Genomic DNA, 20,107 nt, shown 5'->3' on the forward strand with positions numbered 1-20,107 from the left:
ATCCTGATCCAATGCATGGATCAAGTACTGACCTGTTTCTTGTTGCTCTTCAATATCCTCATCATCAATCCAGGACTGAAGCAGATTAACCGCTTCAGCTTGCTTTTGCCTTACCAGAATAGAGTTTGCCAAATCTCCCTATCTCCCCATCTCCCCATCTCCCCGCGCCCCTTGAATTCCCTGCACCCTGTATTCCATAGCTGACAATTTGGGAACTCTAGCTTTAGGACTGTATTCAGCAGTATAGCAGTTCTCAATTAGGTGAAGTACTTTCGTCTTGGGTTTTAGGGAGTTTCCGAGCTTGGAGTAGAGAAAGACAGGAAAGTGTGGGAGGTATCGGAGATGTGGCGAGATGGTAACGCGCTATAGCAATACGGATTTAATCTACCGTTTCCCATACTTATGAGGTACACAGGATTTTATCCCGATTCCCGATTCCCGATTCCCGATTCCCGATTCCCTACTCCCTACTCCCTACTCCCTACTCCCTATTCCCTAAAATTGTGTACCTCACCTTAAAAGCGATGTAAATCTTACCAGAGGAAATTAGCCCAAATGTCGGTTATCGATACAGATCAGGGTCGCAAATTTATTACCACTGAACCGATCACAGAAAGTGAAGAAACAGGAAAACAAAGAGTGTGGGATGCCACTCGCAGTGCTTTTTCAGAACGCAATTGTATTGGCTACTGGCGCTATCCTATTTTTTCTAAAGTAGGGGAAATCTCTAAGGAGCCTGATATTTTAATTACTGATCAAGACCTTGGTCTAGTAGTAATTGAAATCCAATCTATCACCATTGATCAAATCATTACTATTGATGGTGATCAGTGGCAACTCCAAAACTGTTCCACCACTGAAGCACATCCCTACCAACAAGCTGAACATCAGTTAAAAGCAATACTCGCCTTTTGCGATCGCGAACCTGCTATTTGGCGCAAAGTTACCGGAAGGGCGATGATTGCTCTTCCTCTAATTACTCAAGAACAATGGCAACACCACGGTTTTGACCAACTGCCAGACTGTCCTCCCATTATCTTCCAGGACCAACTGGGTAAAGTTGGCTTCCTAGAGTGTATTCAAGAAACTGAATCAGTGATACCAGGAGAAGACATAGATGATCAGCAGTGGAAGTTACTTTTAGCCGTGATCAGCGGAGCACCTATTTTCCGTAAACCTCTGCGTAGCCTAGTCTCTACCGAAGGCAAAACGCGCGCTAATGTTGTAGCCGCTTACACCCAACAACTCTACGAATTAGATATGCAGCAGGAACACATTGGTAAAGAAATCCCTCCTGGGTTTCAGCGGCTGCGGGGGATTGCGGGGTCAGGAAAAACAGTGCTGCTATGCCAAAAAGCTGCTCATATGCACTTGAAGCACCCAGACTGGACGATTGGGTTAGTGTTTTTTAGTCGCACCCTCTACCACTTAATGATTGGGTTAGTGGATCGATGGCTGCGTCGTTTCAGCAATGGCGATATCCAGTATGACCACAAGACTAACCACAAACTGCGAGTGCTTCATGCTTGGGGAGCTAAGGATCAGCCTGGTTTATACAGCACAATTTGCCAGTTAAATGGGGCTAGACCCAAATCCGCTCGGGATACTCGGGAAAGACAGCCCAATCGTGGTTTAGCAGAACTTTGTAAACGGCTATCGGAAGAAATCAACATTGAACCCTGCTTTGATGCTATTTTAATTGATGAAGGACAAGACTTAGTTACTGAAGATTATTTAAAATTCCAGGGCAAACAAGCAATTTATTGGCTAGCTTATCAAGCCTTACGACCCGTTAACCCAGAACAGCCAGAACAACGGCGCTTAATCTGGGCTTATGACGAAGCTCAAAGCCTAGACACCTTAAAAATCCCTACCACAAAAGAACTGTTAGGTGAAAATCTCAGCCGACTTTTGTCACAAGGACCACAATACCCCGGTGGTATTAAAAAATCTGAAGTTATGCGGCGCTGTTACCGCACTCCTGGCTCAATTCTCACCGCTGCTCATGGGCTCGGAATGGGGTTGCTACGTCCTGAGGGCATGCTAACTGGAATTACCAGAAAGGAAGATTGGGAAAAAATTGGTTATGAAGTCAAAGGAAACTTTATTCCCGGTCAACAAATCACCATCCATCGTCCAAAAGAAAACTCCCCCAATCCCGTTCCTGAATTGTGGAGCGCACCAGTATTAGACTTTGAAACCTATGGCTCTCGTCAGGAAGAAATGAGTGCTTTGGCAGATAAGATTATGCATAATCTGGTTGATGATGACCTTAAAGCCAGTAAAGAAATCTTAGTGCTAGCTTTAGGGTCCACTTCCGAAGCAATTGAATTAGAAAATCATGTCGCTGTTGTTTTGATGGAGCAAGACATTGATATTTATATTCCCACGGCATTGGAGTTGAATGAACTAAAGCCTCAATGGCCCCACGTTGATCGCGATCGCTTCTGGAAAGATGGTGGAGTAACCATATCTCGTGTGCCCCGTGCAAAGGGTAATGAAGCGGATATGGTGTATGTGGTCGGTGTTGATAATGTTGCCAGGAAAGAGAGTGATGTGAGTTTGCGTAACCAGCTATTTGTGGCATTAACTAGGGCGCGGGGCTGGGCAAGTGTCAGTGGAGTGGGTGACTATTCCATGTATAGCGAAATCCGCCAGGTCATTGAGAGTGGCGATACCTTCACCTTTACCTACAAGCGACCTCTGAAGCGGGATATTGGTGACCTTGAAGAAGGTTAACCGTCACAACTGTTGAACTTCCGAATAGGGAACAGGAATCCTTAAGCTATCAGCTATCAGCTATCAGCTATAGCGCTACGCGCAAGTCAGAAGTCAGAAGTCAGAAGTCAGAAGTCAGAAGTAAGCTATGACTAAGTTTCGGAGTTTAGGAATGTCCTAATCTTAATGCGTAGTGCTATACCAGCTTTGGAATAAGCGATGCAGAGGTGCGACCCGTGGCGAATTTAATTCGCCTACGGAAAACGCACCATTACGGTCTTGGGAAGCCAGCGCGGTCTTGGGGGTTTCCCCCACTCGCTATTGCATCAAGACAACAAGTAAGCATTGGAATAATGCTGAGTTACCTCAAGCGCGTCGTTCGCACAGCGTGGCCATTCGCGTAGCGTGGCCAAAGCCTGTGCCACAAGGCTGACGGCACCTCAAGTAGCGTGAGCTTTTAGCTGACGGCTGAATGCTTACCTAAAGGTTGCTCAATGATGGCGTAAGCTCGTGATTGCTCCTAAGGTTGATTAGGAATAGTGCTATCTTTGACCCAACTTGCTATTAAGAAATATCCCATGCGAATTTTACAAATCGTCCCATCGATTTCCCTGGTATATGGTGGTCCGAGTCAAATGGTAAAGGGACTATCTCAGGCTCTGGCATCTCAAGGGGTAGCAATTACAGTACTAACTACTAACTCTAATGGGGATGCTGGTCAACCCCCTTTGGATGTACCCCTAGATCAACCAGTAAAACAGGATGGTTATCAGATCAGATACTTCCGTTGCTCTCCCTTTCGCCGCTATAAATTTTCCCTGGGCTTATTACGCTGGCTATGGCAACACGCCTCAGAATTTGACCTTGCCCATATCCATGCCTTATTTTCTCCAGTAACTACAGCAGCGGCTACCATCGCCCGAAAACAGGGATTACCCTACCTATTGCGTCCCTTAGGTACCCTTGACCCAGCGGATTTGCGGAAGAAACAACAGCTAAAGCGCATCTATGCCGCACTGTGGGAGAAACCGAATTTAGCTGGAGCAGCTGGTATACACTTTACCAGTCAACAGGAAGCTAAGATTTCGGAACGTTTTGGGACAGCATCCCCTGATATCATGATTCCCTTAGGAGTAACGCCGCCAAACCAGCAACAACTCCAGCAAGAACTAGGTGAAGCAAATACTGAATTGAAGATTCCCCATGACCAGCCCTTAGTGTTGTTTATGTCTCGTATTGACCCGAAGAAGGGATTGGATTTACTTATCCCAGCTCTAGAAAAGCTCTTAAACGAGGGACTCCAATTTCACTTTGTCTTGGCGGGAACCAATCCTCAAGACCCAAGTTATGAAAATAGTATCATAGAGCAGATCAAGGCTTCAACTCTATCATCAAATACCACCATTACTGGTTTTGTGACTGGTGACTTGAAAGCAGCATTGTTAAAGGATGCGGATGTATTTGTCCTGCCATCTTACTACGAAAACTTTGGGATTGCGGTAGCGGAAGCGATGGTGGCTGGGACAGCAGTGGTGATTTCTGACCAGGTCCATATTTGGGAAAACGTCAAAGATGCTGAAGCAGGATGGGTGAGTCCTTGTGAGGTTGAGGCTTTGACTAGACAGTTACGGGAAGCACTTCAAAATAAACAGGAATGCCAACTGCGGGGAGTCAAGGCTCAGGAGTATGCTTTAGAGCACTATAGTTGGAATGCGATCGCACAACAAATGATTCAGGTTTACCGTCAAATTAGTCATTAGTACCCGTAGGGGTACTGTCAAATCCCCGATAAACCAAGCAAAATAGATGTATCAGCCCTAAGTACAGGACAAAAAGCTTGAAATGAAGAGCAGGATAGGGTTTCATCAGAAATACCACAATCTGTCGAAACCCTATGATACCAAATTCGTTTGTCAAAACCCCTTTATAAAAATCGATCAAATCTTTGTATGCCAGGAATCTATGGCTATGCAGATAAGGGGGGTGTGGGAACAGGATTTGGTATGAATCAATAAGCGCGAATTGAAGCAATTACTCCAAGAACATTTAGACGCTCCTTGGAGCCAGACTCTCGCTCTTTGCGCCCTGTTCTTGTTGGCTGTCCTCAAGGTAAAAACGGTCAATCTCTGTGATACCAAATCCGTTTGTCAAAACCCCTTTATAAAAATCGATCAAATCTTTGTATGCCAGGAATCTATGGCTATGCAGATAAGGGGGTGTGGGAACAGGATTTGGTATTAATTGAGGTTTTTCAGAGTTGATGCGTTCGCGTAGCCAATTATATGTAGCTAACGAAATTAGTGGGGAACGAGGGACAGTCAATTTAAATTAACTCTATATAGTAATTAAGTGATCGCTTTAATGCGCTATATAATTAACTGAATTTGAGACGTTTTTGCTGACTATATACAGTTTAAAACTTCGGACTAAGCGCCTAAGACATACCGAGGGTGGAGTTGCCGGAATTATCCTCTTCCTGATCTACTACTATGAGTTACCAAAATTCGTGATTTTTGCCAAATTTCAATTTAATAATTGATGGTATGTCTACGAAGAAACTCACCCAGTACCCGCATCCCGGAAGCTATTGCACTCTAAATACGATCACATCAGTATGGATGTAAATCAACTATATTGAGTAAATTTAGTTAAAAAATGTCTCTAACTCAAAAAATTCAGAAATGGCACTGTAAAATCGTCTTAAGAGTGTAGAGACTAAATAGAGGCAACGATTAGATGACAACTAACCCAACAAGCGAAGAGGCGAGATTAGCAGTAAATGTTTTTGTATCTATTGATATATTGGGTCTATTAGATCATAAAGAGTCTCGTTCTGCTGACTCAATAGAAGAACAGATAAAAAGCTATTACCTTGGTCTAGACATACCTGAAAATGAGCCCTTGAAAACAATCGCAAAACAACAACCATTACAAGAATGGGATAAAGAAAAAAAACATTACGTTTTTAACTCATATTGGAACGTAATTATTGAACAAGCTCATAAGAACTCCAAGGAAAATTACAAAGTATTCAGCAACTCACCAGCTGTCCAGGATATATTAGGTAAGTATGTCCGATTAATAGCAAGTCGAGGTGACACTCAGGGATGGAAATTGGCTATAGACAAATCGGATTTAATCACTGAGTCGAATAATGTAACATACTTAACGGAGACCTATAACTTGAGTATTAAAGCCAAACCAAACCAATGGATTCGTTGGTGGGGTAATTCGATAACACCCTTTTGTGATATCCAATGCGTAGTCGCAAATATTACCACGGCAGGACGACCTACTAAGTTAGAAGAGCTCGAAAATGAACACTACGAAACAACAGTCTATATGTATCCGTCAGGCAGTGTTGGAAAGACACCCCCAGAATACGTCACCGCACAAAGCAGAGCATACAGCTACATAGGTCAATTGAAACCCGGTAACTCGAAAAAAATTAACTATGACATTACATTCCATCTAGTGGATCATCGTGGAGATATAATAGCTGAATTCAGAGTCGATCCTGAAATCAGAGTGATTTGAGCTTAAAGTGCAAATGAGACTCTTCTATTGTCGTGACACAGTTAAAAATGGAGGTTTAAGAATATTCAGTCCTCAATTGATTGACATAGTTTTAGAGTAAAAATTAAAGACCTCAAATTAAGCCTGTCACGCCACTATGGTGCGTTAACAAAGTGTAATGCACCATCAGATAAACTTTAGAGGAACGGAACTAACTAGTAAACCCTTCAATCTAAGTACAGGACAAAAGTTTTAGAGAGTGCGAAAAGTCAGCCTGATTGTGGATAGAAGGATTTAAAACCAAATGCCGCAAGTAGTCAAATCCGTTCGCGAAATAAGCTCCCTTGCCGACGACCGTGTTTTTTAATAGTAATGGGTTGATACTGGTGTAACCACAAACCCGTTCCCATTGACCAACGAGCGTGCGAGTGTCAGCAGCGGCTTTCAGTTTGCGTAAACGCTCAGCTAATGTAAAGTGAGTGGACTCAATGGCATTTGCCTCGGGTTTTAAAAATGCCTGCATAGGGTTTCAATGCCCCAACGCAAGGCAAACGTCAGTGACCAGATGCGCTTGTTGCCGGGGGTGCAATCACGACTCTTTACTGGCCATCATCAAGCCGCTTGGCTTCAACTGAAACTGGGTAGCCCCAAACACGACAAACCCCCAAGAGTAGTTGGGATTCACCTGGCATGCTTATGGGCAAAAACCACTTTGGCTGCCAGGGACGTTCCTGAGCGTTCAATCTTATCAGTGGCTCGGATTCGGATACGAAACGATAGAGTGGCCCCGCGCAACAGATAACGAATCCATGCCTGACCAATAAACATGCAGGTCTGCACACAAACACGCTGATCTCGGCTTTTGGAAAGAGCTGGTAAAATTCCAAGGGTAAGCGCATTCGCTCATCACTATTGGAGTTTCCCTTCTGATCGAGCAGCCACCACAATACTGGATTTGCCACTCCTTGATGCACAATGCCGTTTGTCAGAATGTTGTAGCAATGAGACCCGAATTCCCACGTTGTTCGGTCGAGGCTCAGAACCCATCCATCAGGAATCCCCATCCAGCTCACAACCATTTTGGCAATTTGGGCGTAATCCACCTCAAAGCCTCGAAAAAATCGCGCTCTGACGCAAGTAAGCTCGATTCCGGCAGTGCCTTGCCTCCAAACCCTAACGACAGCTCACAGAGATTGACCGTTTTTACCTTGAGGACAGCCAACAAGAACAGGGCGCAAAGAGCGAGAGTCTGGCTCCAAGGAGCGTCTAAATGTTCTTGGAGTAATTGCTTCAATTCGCGCTTATTGATTCATAGCGGTTTTGGGCAGATTGTGGTATTTCTGATGAAACCCTATCCTGCTCTTCATTTCAAGCTTTTTGTCCTGTACTTAGGTATCAGCCAATTAGCTAAAACAACACAGAGCAATAGACGAAGGATACATGAAAATGGAACGTATTCAGGAAATTCCTACCTTTAAAGTTAATGGTTTTGCTGCTCTGGTAGGGATTATTGCGATCGCTAGTTTTGGTGTGTGGTTAGGTAAAGGTCTAGTCGGGTTTTCCAATATCAACGACTTATTTCTCTATACCAACAACTTATTTGGTATTGGTCTAGTGATCGTAGCCTTGGTTGCCCTAAAAGGCTTTCTAACTGTGCAGCCTAACCAAGCCCGAGTGCTAGTGTTTTTAGGTAACTACGTTGGCAGTGTCCGTACCTCTGGCTTTTGGTGGGTTAACCCTTTTGCCTCCAAGCAACTTGTTTCTCTTCGAGTGCGTAATTTCAATAGTGATAAACTGAAAGTAAATGACGCGAAAGGCAACCCCATTGAGATTGCTGCGGTAGTTGTCTGGCGAGTTGTAGACTCAGCCAAAGCCACGTTTGACGTAAATTCCTATGTAGATTTTGTTGCCATCCAAAGTGAGACTGCTATCCGTGGTTTAGCTAGTCGCTATCCCTACGATACTAATCAAGAAAACCTAGCCTCACTCAGAGGCAGCCCCGAAGAGATTGCAGCAGCTCTTAAGGAAGAATTACAGGCTCGCTTAGAGGTGTCAGGTGTCGAGGTGATAGATAGTCGTATTTCGTATTTAGCCTACGCTCCAGAAATTGCCCAAGTCATGCTAAGGCGTCAACAAGCACAAGCTATCATAGCAGCTCGTCAAGAAATTATTGAAGGTGCCTTGAGCATGGTGGAAATGTCCATCAAGCGGCTGAACGATAACCAAATTATTGAGCTAGACCAGGAAACAAAAGCAGCAATGATTAACAATTTGCTAGTGGTTTTGACGGCTGAGCAAAATATACAACCTGTTGTCAATACTGGTAGTCTTAAACTGTAAGCATTCAGCTATCAGCTATCAGCTATCAGCTATCAGCTATCAGCTATCAGCTATTAGCTTATGTGCTAAGCACACGCGTGCGCGTTCAGCTTTTGAATAAAATAAGCTGACGACTGACCGCTGACCGCTGACCGCTGACCGCTGACCACTGACCGCTGACCGCTGACCGCTGACCACTGACCGCTGACCGCTGACCGCTGACCACTGACCGCTGACCGCTGACCGCTGACCGCTGACCACTAAAGGTAAAGCTGTTACTTGACCATAACTTTCGGGAATTCTATCAATAGAAACTCTAATAGTTTTCAGCTTCATCAGGTAATCAAACTATGGATTTGGAACAGATTTCCCGAAAAAGCCTCTTTGGTCAGCTTTTACGTTTGCCCTTAAGGCTAATTCCTCCTGAGATGACAATGCCGATCTGGCTAGGTAAGCTCGCCGGTAAAAAATGGATAGTTGGTGCTGGCAGAAACGGCTGTTGGTTAGGGACTTATGAGTATGACAACCAACGGGTGCTTGAGAAAACTCTGAAATTAGGAAACACTGTATTTGATATTGGAGCTCACGCTGGTTTCTTTACACTATTGACTTCGGTGCTAGTTGGTGATGAGGGAAAAGTTTTTGCCTTTGAGCCCCTACCCCAAAACCTTGGTTACTTAAGAAAACATCTGTCTATCAACAGCATTACCAATGCCACAGTTATGGCAGCAGCGCTTTCAGACCGCTCTGGTATGGCATCCTTTAGAGAAACCTCTGGCAGCTATCAGGGGGGTATTTCTTCTCAAGGAACACTTCAAGTCAAGATGGTTAGTTTAGATGAACTGATTGCCAGTGGTGAAATTCCTGTGCCCGACTGCATCAAAATTGATGTGGAGGGCCATGAGAAGTTCGTTCTACTTGGTGCCAAATCTCTGTTGGAAAGTGCTCATCCTACCATTTTCTTGTCTATCCATGGACGACCTGTCTATGAGCAATGTTGTCAGTTGTTAGAATCTTTAGGCTACAAGATTCTTGTCTTAGACAAACCTGATGGTGGGGAACTTCCAAAAAACCTTGATTTGATTGCTTCTTACCCTGGTTGACCGATTGACTGTAAGTAGTAATATCATGCTCGGTTGAATACCCATAATTAGAGGGAGGGTGGGGAGATGGGGAGATGGGGAGATGGGGAGATGGGGAGATGGGGAGATTTTTATTAAGCGATGCAGCGCGGTCTTGGGGAGCCAGTGCGGTCTTGGGGGTTCCCCCCATGAGCAACTGGCGTGGTTTCCCCCATGAGCGACTGCATCAAGACAGGGTAATTATCCCGACATGATATAAGCTTTCAGATCGAGCCCGGTTGAAACCTATATCTAGCGTTTCTCATAGCTATTAGTTAGGTACACAGGATTTTTTCCCTATTCCCTGTTCCCTATTCCCTATTCCCTATTTCCTATTCCCTATTCCCGATTCCCTATTTTAAATTGCACTATGACCCAAAGCCAAACCAGCAACCAGCATCCCTAGTACCAAAAACGGTTGCGCACTAGCCTGGTATTTGACATCATTTTTCAGGGGGTCACGAAGAAAGTACATATCTTGGAAGGTGATTTGGGGGATGATTAATAGGATGAGAATAGCAGCGTAGAGCTTCTGATCAATGCTGATTAAATAACCAGCAATCCCTGCTTGAAATACATCAATCATCACCACACAAATCCAAGCTGCTGTGGTAACACCAAACATGACCGGTAGGGATTTTAAGCCCAATTCGCGATCGCCTTCCACACTTTTGAAATCATTAACTACTGCAATACCTAACCCTGCCAGGGAGTAGAACAGGGTCAGAATCATAATAGTCAGGTTAAGATGACCAAATAAGCCATGACCTGCCCACCAAGGAAGGGCGATATAGCTGGCACCGAGAGCATAGTTTCCCAGCCAACCATTTTTTTTCAGTTTCAGGGGTGGGGCAGAATAGATATAGGCTAGAAAGGCACCGCCTAGGGTAAGACAGGTGAGTGTGGGAAATTCATGACCAGCCCAAACATCGAGTCCGTAGCTAAGAGCGATACCTGCTAGGAGTAGCACCACAATCTGGGTGATCACCTGGGGGATAGAGATGGCTCCTGATGGGATAGGACGGTATGGTTCATTAATGGCGTCGATTTCGCGGTCATAGAAATCATTCAGGGTTTGGGTATACCCTGCCATCAACGGACCAGAAAGCAACATACAGGCGGCGGCCATCAGAAGGTCTTCGAGTGTCCAAGTGTAGCCACCGGAGGAAGCAGCACCACACACTACCCCCCAGATCAGGGGTATCCAGGTAATTGGCTTCATCAACTGCAGGCGAATCTTCCATAGGTTGCTTTCACCAGGAGCTGCGCCTTTCATACCCAGTAGCTGACGGGTTTTGGCACTTTGTTCAGTTAGATTTTCTTCAGCCATAGCAACTACCTAGAATGAAATTATCAAATAGCCATCTTGAAACTTAGCCCCTTTCACGGATTGACCACTAAGTTGTGGAGGCAGCAGGATATTATGCCGTTGATCCCCCGCTTCAACGGTGACTTCTGGACCGTATTGGGTGAGTTTCACCTGCTTTTTGTTAAAACCTGGTAAGAATAAACGAACGTTGCGACCAGGAATGTCGATAGTCATAGGTCTGGGTGCCTGGGATGCCTGTTTAAAATCTGGCAGGGCATCGATCAGGGATTGCCAATCTTCCCCTGGTGGGGAAGTGGGAAGAGTATTAACGACTAGAGGGGCAAATTCCGATTCTATTGCTGGGGTTACCGGGGTTTGGTTTACCAGCACACCACCGACAGTAACACCCACTTGTTGGGCACTACCCCACAGATACTTGGCTGTGGCAATGGCTAGGGGGTTATCGGTAGTGACCAGATAGGATGCGACCCGATTGGGATCTGCGATCGCATTTTTTCCCTCCTCCAACATATTGTTGGCCTGATTCGTTGATTCACCAGCAAAGTCCTCACTCGTCCATGACACATTTAGAATGGCGCTAGTGACTGGTTGGATAAAGGGGGAAATGGCTTTGCCCAGGTCAGAATCTGCCATGACTTGGCGAAATCTACGACTATACCAACTGATAATTTCTGGCATTCCCAACATTCTCAGGGTAGCTTGAGAGCCGGTGCCATCGTAGATGATCGCGTCATACTGACCGCTTTGGTAGTACTCCCGAAGGGCGTTGAGGGCTAAAGCATGATCCATCCCCGGTAAGATGCCCAGTTCTTGACCATAGACATTTTTTAGGGTAGGCGATCGCAAATATTGCTCCTCTAGCTTTTTGACATCTTCCCAGCTGCGTTCCAGTAGTACTGTAGTCATTAGCTGTACTACCCGGAGGTTAGGACTTATTTCCACCGGGTCAGACGTTGGGGATAGCCCCAGTAGCAGTCCAAAGCTAGGACTTGGGTCTTGTCCTACCAGTAGCACTCGTTGACCGAGGCTCGACAGCTGCTTAGCGGCAGCAATTGCCACAGTAGTGCGACCTGTGCCGCCTTTACCCAGAAATGTTAGAATCCGTGCCATAGTGCAAGTCTCGTGCCTCGGTGCGATCGCGTTTATTAAAATCTAGTCTACGATTTTCAATTCATCCTCAAAGAACCAGGTAGAGCTGTTGTCCTCAAATTTCACCGTTACGCCCACTCCACTGCCATCGGTCATTTTATAATCTGTGATCGTGCCTATTTGTCCCAGTTTATTTGCGATGTTGTTGCCTACCCGGTCTCTTAGACGAAACACTTTTACTTTTTGCCCAATTTTCATTGCTACTAGATCATACGATAAACCACCCCTCAGTTTACCGGAATCTGTCGCGATCGCATCAGGGAAAACTGTCATAAGTTCCACTGTTGCCCCTGGGACTGATATCAAGTCCGGTTGAATACCCATAATCTAAGGAAGTGTCGGAAGTGTCGGAAGTGTCGGAAGTCTGCGCGGGTAGTCTGAGGGGGGTAGAGGTAGCTGCCTCTTGCCTCTGTTCACTACTCCCTACTCCCTACTCCCTACTCCCTACTCCCTTTGCTATACAAGTTTGTTATCAATAATTTTATCGAAATTATAACCATGTTATTTGATGAACCTTACTATATTGCGATTAATCAAGCCCGCTGGGCTGTAGCGGAAAACATTCTCAATCAGCTTAGACTCAATCAGGGATTAAGTTTCACCACTTGCATTGACGTCGGATGTGGTCCTGGTTGGTTTTCTAAAAAGCTAGTGAATTGGGGAGTAAATGTAATTGGTTTAGAGGGGAGACAAGAACTTGTTGAAGAAGCGAGTAAACGGGTAACTGAAGCTAATTTTTATCAGGTTGATGTTGAATCTACCCCACAGATGTCTCAATTTGCTGGAGCAGACTTAGTGTTTTGCTTCGGCTTGCTCTATCATACAGAAAATCCATTCAAAGTCATTCGTAATTTGCAGTTATTAACCAAAAAAGTGTTATTTATTGAAAGTATGAATGTCCCTTTAAATGAACCAGTTACCTATCTAGTTGAAGAAGGCAAAAATGAAACCCAGGGCTTAACCTACCATGCCATGATTCCTAGCCGAAGTTGCTTGCTGAAAATGCTCCAAGTTTCAGGATTTCCTTATCTATACGACTATCAGGGTTATGTAGACCATGAAGATTTCTGGGAAACAGAGACCAAGCACCAAAGACGCCGAATATTTTTAGCATCTACAGTAGACTTACAAGTCAGTGATTTAGTTCCCTCACCCGAGATTGTCACACCAAAGTATAATTTTGCTAAACAATAACTAGACGAGTTTACGAATTAATGGATAGTCAGGAAGAGCATTTACCTAGCCATGAGTCCATAAATGAGTTGGATAAGATGGAGATTTATCTTCAGGTATTCCACCATTTTCTGCCTCAGGCGATGGATTTCCCCAATTTGGCGGTACCCTACACCTTGTTTTTGCGATCGCTTCGAGAAAAACTCCATCCAGCAGGGGTCCGGGATATCCAAGCAGTGAATTTGCCATCAGGCTTGACATTCCACGTTGATGTCGGGGATCGACTAGGGTGTGACTTTTTCTATGGCCATTACCAAGAATACTTTGATGCCCAACTCTTTTTAGGTCTGCTGGATGCCAATTCCATTGTGCTAGATGTAGGAGCAAACTTTGGTTACTACGCCGTATCATCAGCTACAAAATTAACTCCCAGCGGTTGTGTTCATGCCTTTGAACCTAACCCAGATGCCTACCAGCTTTTACAACAGAATGTAGAAGTTAACCACTTACAACAGTTAGTTTCTTGCCATGACCTATGCATCGGTGCTGAAGATGGAGAAACAGACTTTTATATTACCCAGGAATCCGCATTTAGTGGTATGGATGATACTAAGCGGTCTGTCTTGCGTGAAAAGCTCAGAATTCCAGTGCGTAGTCTAGACTCCATACTTCCAGAGTTGGGATTATCCCAGATAGATGCCATCAAGATAGATGTAGAAGGATACGAATTTGCGGTATTAAATGGTGCTATGGAAACCATTCAGCGCTCACCAAATCTAGTCATCATGATGGAAGTAAGTGCCAAGAATCTAAATGAGCAGCGACGGGAAGCATTGATGTCGTCTCTAGTGAATCTTTACAATCAAAACCTCCGGGGCTGGATCGTAGATTCTAACCCAAGAGTACTAAAATCTATACCAACTCCAGAAGCAGCACTAACCTTAGGGAGTGCTACAAGCGCTAATTTATTCCTAATGGTTTCTGGCTCAGAGCGTGAACATCAATTGAGTAAAGTCTATCATGATTTAGAGACAAATGACGATAGTAATAAACTCAAAGAACCTGATATAGCGTTTGGATCTGGGTTGTGAACATACTTCCAAAGGCCAAGAGGCAAAAGGCAAAAGGCAAAAGGCAATAGGTTACTGTGCTCTATCTTTTTTATTTGATTTCAGAGATGATTATTAGTAAACTGTAAATATATTATATACCATAATTATGAGGTACATTCAAGAAAATTATGCTAAATAAATTTAATTGGAACAAAACAACTACTGCAATCGGCTTGATTCTTTCCGCTGTTGGTATTGTCGTCGGTCTTTTTACATCAGAAATCAGATGCTTGATTCCAATTATAAACCAAACTTGTCCAAAAGGGCATTGCAAATCGTTATTCAAGGATAATCAAAGAATTGAATTAAAATATAATCGTACAGACCTTGCTCATCTACAGTTTGGAGAAGTCGAAAATATAAATATAATAGAAAGGGGTGAAGATACATTGGTAACAGGGAGAGTGTATCTTCTTGACCATCCATATCCGGGAAACAAAAAGCTTGAAGAAATCTCAGTAACAAGTGATAAATATCCTCATAAGTATCCCAATCCTGTAAAATTTCAAATCAAATATAATAAAGACGATACATGGAATTTAGATTGGTATGATGTTTCAGGAACAAAATTAGAGGGTGAGGGGAAATGTCAAAATGCTAAAATAGCAACAGGAATGCTGAGATACCCCGACGGGCATGATACTTTCAATATAATGTTTGAAAGTATTCAACAATAAAACTCTGGAAATTAGAGAACGTGTCCTTGATGTACGGGTGCATCAAGACAAGGATTAGTATATATACCCGGTGGTGCGTTACGGGACGGGCTGTTCCAATACTAGCGGTGCGTTACGGGACGGGCTGTGCCAACCCTGGCTAGGAGCTGAAAATGAGGGTGAGCCCGTCCCTAACGCACCCTACGGAACTTAAGGTAATCTGTTTACAACTCAAAAGTCACTATGGATATTCTCTACGACCATCAAATGTTTGCCATCCAGAAATTTGGTGGGATATCCCGAATTTTTATTGAGTTAATGCGAGAGTTATCGCCCAACTCTGACTGCTCAATTCATTGGCATCGTGGGATCAAGACCGATGGGTATGATATTTCAGAGTATTGCGATCAACTCACCAGATATTGGGTGATGCCCAAATTGCCCTTTCCAACAGGTAAGGTTATTAATGACACTATCAATAAACTCTCCTTTCAATGGTTTGTCCGTAGATTTGGTAGACAGTATGATATCTATCATCCTACCTACTATGATGCTGACTTAGTCGAGATTGTTAAACCCAAGAAACTTGTGATAACGATCCATGATATGATTCCCGAAAAATTTTTATCAGGACAAGCTAAGTTTCAGCCATTAATTAAAAATAAGCAACAGCTAGTTGAACAATCTGATTTGATTTTTGTAGCTTCCGAAAATACCCGAAATGATTTAGTAGACTTATTGGGAGTTAATCCGGAAAAAACTAAAGTAACCTATTGGGCAAGTCGAATTCAAGACGCTAACGAATGTGAATTACCAAAGGATTGCCGTAGTCAGCCTTACTTCCTGTATGTGGGAACTCGTTCAAAATATAAAAATTTTGAAATAGTCCTCAAAGCCTTTGCTGCTAGTCCTAAATTACGGGATAATTTCAAATTAGTCTGTTTTGGGGGTTCCTGTGATTTTTTGGAATCAGAATTCAAGGTTATGGAAGAGCATAATATGCGGCAAAATTTCATCTATCTTAGGGGTGATGATACCCTACTCAAAACCCTATATTGTAATGCCCAAGCCCTAATTTATACCAGCCGCTATGAAGGATTTGGTTTACCGCCCCTAGAGGCAATGGAATGCCAATGTCCAGTTATCTGCTGCTTAACCTCTTCCTTGCCTGAGGTCGTAGGAGATGCAGCTAGTTTATTTGAGCCAGATTCTGTGGATGGACTAGTTAACGCTATGGAGATAGTTGTAGAAGACTCAGAACACCGAGCATCTATGATTGAAAAAGGGCGGCAACGTGCTAAGCTTTTTACGTGGCAAAAGACTGCTCAACGGACTTTGGATGGTTATCGTTCAATTAGCTCATGAATCCTGGACACCGCTATCAGTTTGTCAGCAGTATTAGTTGCTAATCAAACCCCGAAGACGGTAATATTTGGATCGGTGTGAGGTAATCAGTCATGAATAAACAGGATTCAGTTATAGAACAAATTAAACAAGACCGAAAGATTCGAGCAGGAGATGATCCACGAAGGTTAGAGCATTTTGGGTTTAAGGTACACTCTCAATCGGATGAAGACGGCATTATAGAAGAAATCTTTAATAGAATTGGGATAAAATCAAAGGTTTTTGTGGAGTTTGGAGCAGAAACAGGACGAGAAAACAATAGTCATTATCTTTTAGAAAAGGGATGGACAGGATTGTGGATAGAATCCTTGCCAGACTATGCAAAAACTATTAGAGAAAATTATCAAGATGCCATCGGTGAAGGTCGCTTAAAATTTATCGAAGCGGTAGTTAACGCCGAAAATATTAATAATTTAATTGAAAGGGGTGGTATTACTGGAGAAATTGATTTTCTGTCAGTGGATATTGATAGTAATGACTATTACGTTTATGAGGCTATTTCGGTTATACAACCTAGAGTTGTTTGTTTAGAGCATAATCATTCCTATCCACCACCTCAAGAATGGATCATGCCCTATGACCCTAATTATCGCTGGGATTATAATTCTACGGCTTATGGAGCTTCTCTTGTATCTTTAGAGAAGCTAGCTCGCCGTAAGGGGATGGTGTTAGTAGGTTGTGGATTATATTCTGCCAATGGATTTTATGTGCGTGAAGATTTAGTCAATGATGCCTTTTCTCCTCCCTTTACTCCTGAGCGTTTTTTTAATCCTTTAGACTATCAAAAAATTGTTAGTTTTCCTCGTAGATATGCAGGAGCGACAAGTTTCCTAGAAAGTCTACTGGATAAGGGAAGCAACTCTCATCCCTTTAAGATAATCCGGAGACTCGGGGGGGGTGTAAGGATAAAAATAAAGCAATTCTTAAAGCAAATACTGGAAAAAGATAATTGAATCCAAGCACTTTTGAGCATGTAATTCCATAGAAAAACTAAAACTCTGACTGCTCAATTCATTACTCAAAACCCTATATCGTAACGCCCAAGCCCTAATTTATACCAGCCGCTATGAGGGATTTGGTTTGCCCACCCTAGAGCCAATGGAATGCCAATGTCCAGTTATCTTCCGCTTAACCTCTTCCTTGTCTGAATTGGTAGGAGATGCAGCTAGTTTATTTGAGCCAGATTCTGTGGATGGACTAGTTAACACTATGGAAATAGTTGTAGAAGACTCAGAACACCGGGCATCTATAGATTGAGAAAGGACGGCAACGTGCTAAGCTTTTCACATGGCAAAAGACTGCTCAACTGACTTTGGATGGTTATCGCTCAATTAGGTCATGAATCCTGGACACCGCTATAAGTTTGCCAGCAGTATCAGTTGCTAATCAAACCCCGAACACGGTAGTATTTAGATTGATGTGAGGTACATTTAATGTATAATACAACCAATGATAACTAGTGACCAAAAATTTGGTTGGGTTTTAAGGTAATACAGTCATGAATAAACAGGATTCAGTTATAGAACAAATTCAACAAGACCGCAAGATTCAAGCAGGGGATGATCCACGAAGGTTAGAGCATTTTGGATTTAAGATATATTCTCAATCGGATGAAGACGGCATTATAGAAGAAATCTTTAATAGAATTGGTACAGAATCAAAGGTTTTTGTGGAGTTTGGAGCAGAGACAGGAGAAGAAAATAATAGTCGTTATCTTTTAGAAAAAGGATGGACAGGATTGTGGCTAGAATCCTATCCAGACTATGCACAAGCTATTCCAGCCAATCATCAAGATTCCATCGCTGAAGGTCGCTTAAAATTTATCGAAGCGGTAGTTAACGCCGAAAATATTAATGATTTAATTGAAAGGGGTGGTATTACTGGAGAAATTGATTTTCTTTCAGTGGATATTGATAGTAATGACTATTACGTTTATGAGGCTATTTCGGTAATACAACCTAGAGTGGTTTGTTTAGAGCATAATCCTGCCTATGCACCACCTCAAGAATGGATCATGCCCTATGACCCTAATTATCGCTGGGATGGTAATGCTACGGCTTATGGAGCTTCTCTTGTAGCTTTAGATAAGCTAGCTCGCAGTAAGGGGATGGTGTTAGTAGGTTGCGGATTATATTCTGCCAATGGATTTTATGTGCGTGAAGATTTAGTCAATGATTCCTTTTCTCCTCCCTTTACTCCTGAGCGGTTTTTTAACCCTTTAGACTATCAAAAAATAGTTAGTTTTCCTCGTAAACAGATTCAGTAGAGCAAAAACTTGACCCTGGTCTGTTAGCAGGATTTTAGAAGCTTATTACTTTGGCAGTTTTGACAGTTCATTGGCTTATAACCTTTGCACTGTCAATAGTTTCACCAGGTTCCGTTTTTTCCTAAGGTTGATCCTTGAAAATTTGGCGTTGCTGAACTCAAGGATGAGTTATTGAAAGCATTAGTCTCTTGCTGCTTAAATCCCCCTGCTCCCGTGACCAACAAGATTGGGGGTCACAGAGATTAAAATTATACCATCATTAAGCAACGCCGAAAATTTTATTCGTTATCTGTAGGGATACCAACAAACCTTTTGAATTTGAACCACAGCGTTCGCAATTTCCAAAACTTACTTGTCTTCATGGCCGCAACTTCTAGTTTGGTGTGGTGTAATTCGTCTTGAATTTGTTGCAGTTCTATAATTTTACTCTCTTGAAGCTGTTGTGATTGAACTAGCTGTACTTTGGCATTTTGTAATTGCTCTTGAGTTTGTTGAAGTTTAGTTTGACCTAGCTTTACTTTGGCGTTGGCGTGTTGTAATTGCTCTTGAGTTTGTTGCAATTGCTTTTGAGTTTGTTGTAATTGCTCTTGAGTTTGTTGAAGTTTAGTTTGAGTTTCTTGCAATTCTAGGATTCCGCTATCTTGAAGCTGTTGTGATTGAACTAGCAATGTCCGCAACTCATGAAGTTCTTGTAACTCCTTGGAGAGTTCTTGAGTCGTTTTAACTCGACCACAGGCAAGGGTCGTTGAGTACTCGTGGTCTGTAAGACGAAATTTGACAATATCATGCCATAGATAGTTGGATCCAGGCCAAGTTTCAACAACATCATGAAAAGCCATCCATCCTCCAACTTTCATCAGGGGTAATAATAACCCAAAATCCGTCAGCACATCTAAGTATTCATGAGAACCATCAATAAAAACAAAGTCAATCGTCTTTTCTCCAGTTAATTCACCCCAACGCTTCAGAATTTCTAAAGAATATCCCTGAAAAGATTTGATATAAGGAGTCAGTTGGTATTTATCAAGGTTTTCTTTCCAGACCTCAAAGACACTCTTTTCTGGTATGTCGTGACATTGCCCTATCCATGGATCAATACAGTAGATCTTGCGATTAGTCCCTACACAGGCAAACGCCATAGCTGCCGTAGACCTTCCTTTATAAGAGCCAACTTCAACAATAAGAGCATCCTCAGGGAGGGACTTCACTTTATTGAATAAGAACTCTTCTTGGCCAGGAACTAGGAAACCATCAATGGTTTCAACAGCTTCTTTTACCGTCTCATAACTGTTGAATGATTCCTTAGCACTGACAACTTGCTCAAGCAGCTGATCAACCATGAT

At 43.1% G+C, this 20,107-nt stretch carries 18 protein-coding genes and 3 pseudogenes; 14 read left to right on the plus strand and 7 right to left on the minus strand.

What is annotated here, in order from left to right; all coding sequences use genetic code 11:
- Window positions 1-555 precede the first annotated feature (555 nt).
- The 3 genes from F6K49_RS18585 to F6K49_RS18595 all read left to right on the plus strand — a co-directional run bounded on the left by F6K49_RS18585 (window position 556) and on the right by F6K49_RS18595 (window position 6,255).
- The gene (locus tag F6K49_RS18585) at window positions 556-2,739 is read left to right on the plus strand and encodes an ATP-binding domain-containing protein (protein ID WP_293098974.1); all 2,184 of its coding nucleotides are present in this window, start codon (window positions 556-558) and stop codon (window positions 2,737-2,739) included.
- 557 nt (window positions 2,740-3,296) lie between these two features.
- Window positions 3,297-4,478 carry a hormogonium polysaccharide biosynthesis glycosyltransferase HpsP gene (gene hpsP / locus F6K49_RS18590; protein ID WP_293098977.1) on the plus strand — a complete coding sequence of 394 codons (1,182 nt, stop codon included), beginning with the start codon at window positions 3,297-3,299 and terminating at the stop codon, window positions 4,476-4,478.
- 976 nt (window positions 4,479-5,454) lie between these two features.
- Window positions 5,455-6,255: an AidA/PixA family protein gene (locus F6K49_RS18595; RefSeq protein WP_293098980.1), complete on the plus strand. Its 801-nt coding sequence runs from the start codon at window positions 5,455-5,457 to the stop codon at window positions 6,253-6,255.
- A gap of 211 nt (window positions 6,256-6,466) precedes the next feature.
- Here the strand turns inward: F6K49_RS18595 and F6K49_RS18600 are convergent.
- Window positions 6,467-7,543, minus strand: a pseudogene (locus F6K49_RS18600) (IS4 family transposase).
- A 137-nt stretch (window positions 7,544-7,680) separates the two neighbouring features.
- Here F6K49_RS18600 and F6K49_RS18605 point away from each other — a divergent pair.
- The gene (locus F6K49_RS18605) at window positions 7,681-8,574 is read left to right on the plus strand and encodes an SPFH domain-containing protein (protein ID WP_293098983.1); all 894 of its coding nucleotides are present in this window, start codon (window positions 7,681-7,683) and stop codon (window positions 8,572-8,574) included.
- 85 nt (window positions 8,575-8,659) lie between these two features.
- Here F6K49_RS18605 and F6K49_RS53455 read toward each other — a convergent pair.
- Window positions 8,660-8,782 (minus strand): annotated as a pseudogene (locus F6K49_RS53455) (hypothetical protein); the annotation flags it as partial.
- Window positions 8,740-8,889, minus strand: a pseudogene (locus F6K49_RS53460) (hypothetical protein); the annotation flags it as partial. The pseudogenes F6K49_RS53460 and F6K49_RS53455, both read right to left, overlap by 43 nt.
- 14 nt (window positions 8,890-8,903) lie before the next feature.
- Between F6K49_RS53460 and F6K49_RS18615 the strand changes: the two are divergent.
- Window positions 8,904-9,656, plus strand: coding sequence for an FkbM family methyltransferase (locus tag F6K49_RS18615; protein WP_293098989.1), 753 nt, complete (start codon window positions 8,904-8,906; stop codon window positions 9,654-9,656).
- A 74-nt stretch (window positions 9,657-9,730) separates the two neighbouring features.
- Window positions 9,731-9,889, plus strand: coding sequence for a hypothetical protein (locus tag F6K49_RS18620; RefSeq protein ID WP_293098992.1), 159 nt, complete (start codon window positions 9,731-9,733; stop codon window positions 9,887-9,889).
- A 143-nt stretch (window positions 9,890-10,032) separates the two neighbouring features.
- Here the strand turns inward: F6K49_RS18620 and chlG are convergent, their stop codons facing one another.
- Genes chlG through F6K49_RS53465 form a run of 3 tightly spaced genes read right to left on the minus strand, consistent with a single transcriptional unit; the run spans window position 10,033 to window position 12,477 of the window.
- Window positions 10,033-11,004: a chlorophyll synthase ChlG gene (gene chlG, locus F6K49_RS18625; protein ID WP_293098995.1), complete on the minus strand. Its 972-nt coding sequence runs from the start codon at window positions 11,002-11,004 to the stop codon at window positions 10,033-10,035.
- 9 nt (window positions 11,005-11,013) lie between these two features.
- Window positions 11,014-12,114 carry an ArsA family ATPase gene (locus F6K49_RS18630; protein ID WP_293069778.1) on the minus strand — a complete coding sequence of 367 codons (1,101 nt, stop codon included), beginning with the start codon at window positions 12,112-12,114 and terminating at the stop codon, window positions 11,014-11,016.
- 42 nt (window positions 12,115-12,156) lie between these two features.
- Complete coding sequence (locus tag F6K49_RS53465; protein WP_364303448.1) at window positions 12,157-12,477, minus strand: DUF2862 domain-containing protein; 321 nt, start codon at window positions 12,475-12,477, stop codon at window positions 12,157-12,159.
- Between the two features lie 11 nt (window positions 12,478-12,488).
- On the opposite strand from F6K49_RS53465, the gene F6K49_RS18640 reads away from it, so the two are divergent.
- The 8 genes from F6K49_RS18640 (at window position 12,489) to F6K49_RS18675 (ending at window position 18,764) form a co-directional block, all read left to right on the plus strand.
- The gene (locus F6K49_RS18640) at window positions 12,489-12,632 is read left to right on the plus strand and encodes a hypothetical protein (RefSeq protein WP_293020450.1); all 144 of its coding nucleotides are present in this window, start codon (window positions 12,489-12,491) and stop codon (window positions 12,630-12,632) included.
- A gap of 19 nt (window positions 12,633-12,651) precedes the next feature.
- Entirely contained in the window at window positions 12,652-13,347 is a 696-nt protein-coding gene (locus tag F6K49_RS18645) for a class I SAM-dependent methyltransferase (protein WP_293069774.1), read from the plus strand.
- 20 nt (window positions 13,348-13,367) lie between these two features.
- Window positions 13,368-14,417, plus strand: coding sequence for an FkbM family methyltransferase (locus tag F6K49_RS18650; protein WP_293098999.1), 1,050 nt, complete (start codon window positions 13,368-13,370; stop codon window positions 14,415-14,417).
- A gap of 149 nt (window positions 14,418-14,566) precedes the next feature.
- On the plus strand, window positions 14,567-15,115 hold the full coding sequence (locus tag F6K49_RS18655; RefSeq protein ID WP_293099003.1) for a hypothetical protein: 549 nt from the start codon (window positions 14,567-14,569) through the stop codon (window positions 15,113-15,115).
- A gap of 222 nt (window positions 15,116-15,337) precedes the next feature.
- Window positions 15,338-16,459 (plus strand): glycosyltransferase family 1 protein, encoded by a 1,122-nt coding sequence (locus tag F6K49_RS18660; RefSeq protein ID WP_293099008.1) that lies wholly within the window; start codon window positions 15,338-15,340, stop codon window positions 16,457-16,459.
- 92 nt (window positions 16,460-16,551) lie between these two features.
- Entirely contained in the window at window positions 16,552-17,451 is a 900-nt protein-coding gene (locus F6K49_RS18665) for a hypothetical protein (protein ID WP_293099011.1), read from the plus strand.
- Between the two features lie 97 nt (window positions 17,452-17,548).
- Window positions 17,549-17,755, plus strand: a complete 207-nt coding sequence (locus F6K49_RS18670) for a glycosyltransferase (protein WP_293069786.1) — start codon at window positions 17,549-17,551, stop codon at window positions 17,753-17,755.
- A 241-nt stretch (window positions 17,756-17,996) separates the two neighbouring features.
- Window positions 17,997-18,764, plus strand: coding sequence for a hypothetical protein (locus tag F6K49_RS18675; RefSeq protein ID WP_293099014.1), 768 nt, complete (start codon window positions 17,997-17,999; stop codon window positions 18,762-18,764).
- Window positions 18,765-19,042: 278 nt separating this feature from the next.
- On the opposite strand, the gene F6K49_RS18680 is transcribed toward F6K49_RS18675, so the two are convergent.
- Complete coding sequence (locus F6K49_RS18680; protein WP_293069764.1) at window positions 19,043-20,104, minus strand: class I SAM-dependent methyltransferase; 1,062 nt, start codon at window positions 20,102-20,104, stop codon at window positions 19,043-19,045.
- Window positions 20,105-20,107: the final 3 nt, after the last annotated feature.

The organism is Moorena sp. SIO3I6, from assembly GCF_010672095.1.

What these genes read in the sequence shown, in the direction of transcription:
- F6K49_RS18585 (WP_293098974.1), top strand. Translation starts at nt 556, where the DNA reads ATGTCGGTTATCGATACAGATCAGGGTCGCAAATTTATTACCACTGAA.
- hpsP (WP_293098977.1), top strand. Translation starts at nt 3,297, where the DNA reads ATGCGAATTTTACAAATCGTCCCATCGATTTCCCTGGTATATGGTGGT.
- F6K49_RS18595 (WP_293098980.1), top strand. Translation starts at nt 5,455, where the DNA reads ATGACAACTAACCCAACAAGCGAAGAGGCGAGATTAGCAGTAAATGTT.
- F6K49_RS18605 (WP_293098983.1), top strand. Translation starts at nt 7,681, where the DNA reads ATGGAACGTATTCAGGAAATTCCTACCTTTAAAGTTAATGGTTTTGCT.
- F6K49_RS18615 (WP_293098989.1), top strand. Translation starts at nt 8,904, where the DNA reads ATGGATTTGGAACAGATTTCCCGAAAAAGCCTCTTTGGTCAGCTTTTA.
- F6K49_RS18620 (WP_293098992.1), top strand. Translation starts at nt 9,731, where the DNA reads ATGGGGAGATGGGGAGATGGGGAGATGGGGAGATTTTTATTAAGCGAT.
- chlG (WP_293098995.1), bottom strand. Translation starts at nt 11,004, where the DNA reads ATGGCTGAAGAAAATCTAACTGAACAAAGTGCCAAAACCCGTCAGCTA.
- F6K49_RS18630 (WP_293069778.1), bottom strand. Translation starts at nt 12,114, where the DNA reads ATGGCACGGATTCTAACATTTCTGGGTAAAGGCGGCACAGGTCGCACT.
- F6K49_RS53465 (WP_364303448.1), bottom strand. Translation starts at nt 12,477, where the DNA reads ATGGGTATTCAACCGGACTTGATATCAGTCCCAGGGGCAACAGTGGAA.
- F6K49_RS18645 (WP_293069774.1), top strand. Translation starts at nt 12,652, where the DNA reads ATGTTATTTGATGAACCTTACTATATTGCGATTAATCAAGCCCGCTGG.
- F6K49_RS18650 (WP_293098999.1), top strand. Translation starts at nt 13,368, where the DNA reads ATGGATAGTCAGGAAGAGCATTTACCTAGCCATGAGTCCATAAATGAG.
- F6K49_RS18655 (WP_293099003.1), top strand. Translation starts at nt 14,567, where the DNA reads ATGCTAAATAAATTTAATTGGAACAAAACAACTACTGCAATCGGCTTG.
- F6K49_RS18660 (WP_293099008.1), top strand. Translation starts at nt 15,338, where the DNA reads ATGGATATTCTCTACGACCATCAAATGTTTGCCATCCAGAAATTTGGT.
- F6K49_RS18665 (WP_293099011.1), top strand. Translation starts at nt 16,552, where the DNA reads ATGAATAAACAGGATTCAGTTATAGAACAAATTAAACAAGACCGAAAG.
- F6K49_RS18675 (WP_293099014.1), top strand. Translation starts at nt 17,997, where the DNA reads ATGAATAAACAGGATTCAGTTATAGAACAAATTCAACAAGACCGCAAG.
- F6K49_RS18680 (WP_293069764.1), bottom strand. Translation starts at nt 20,104, where the DNA reads ATGGTTGATCAGCTGCTTGAGCAAGTTGTCAGTGCTAAGGAATCATTC.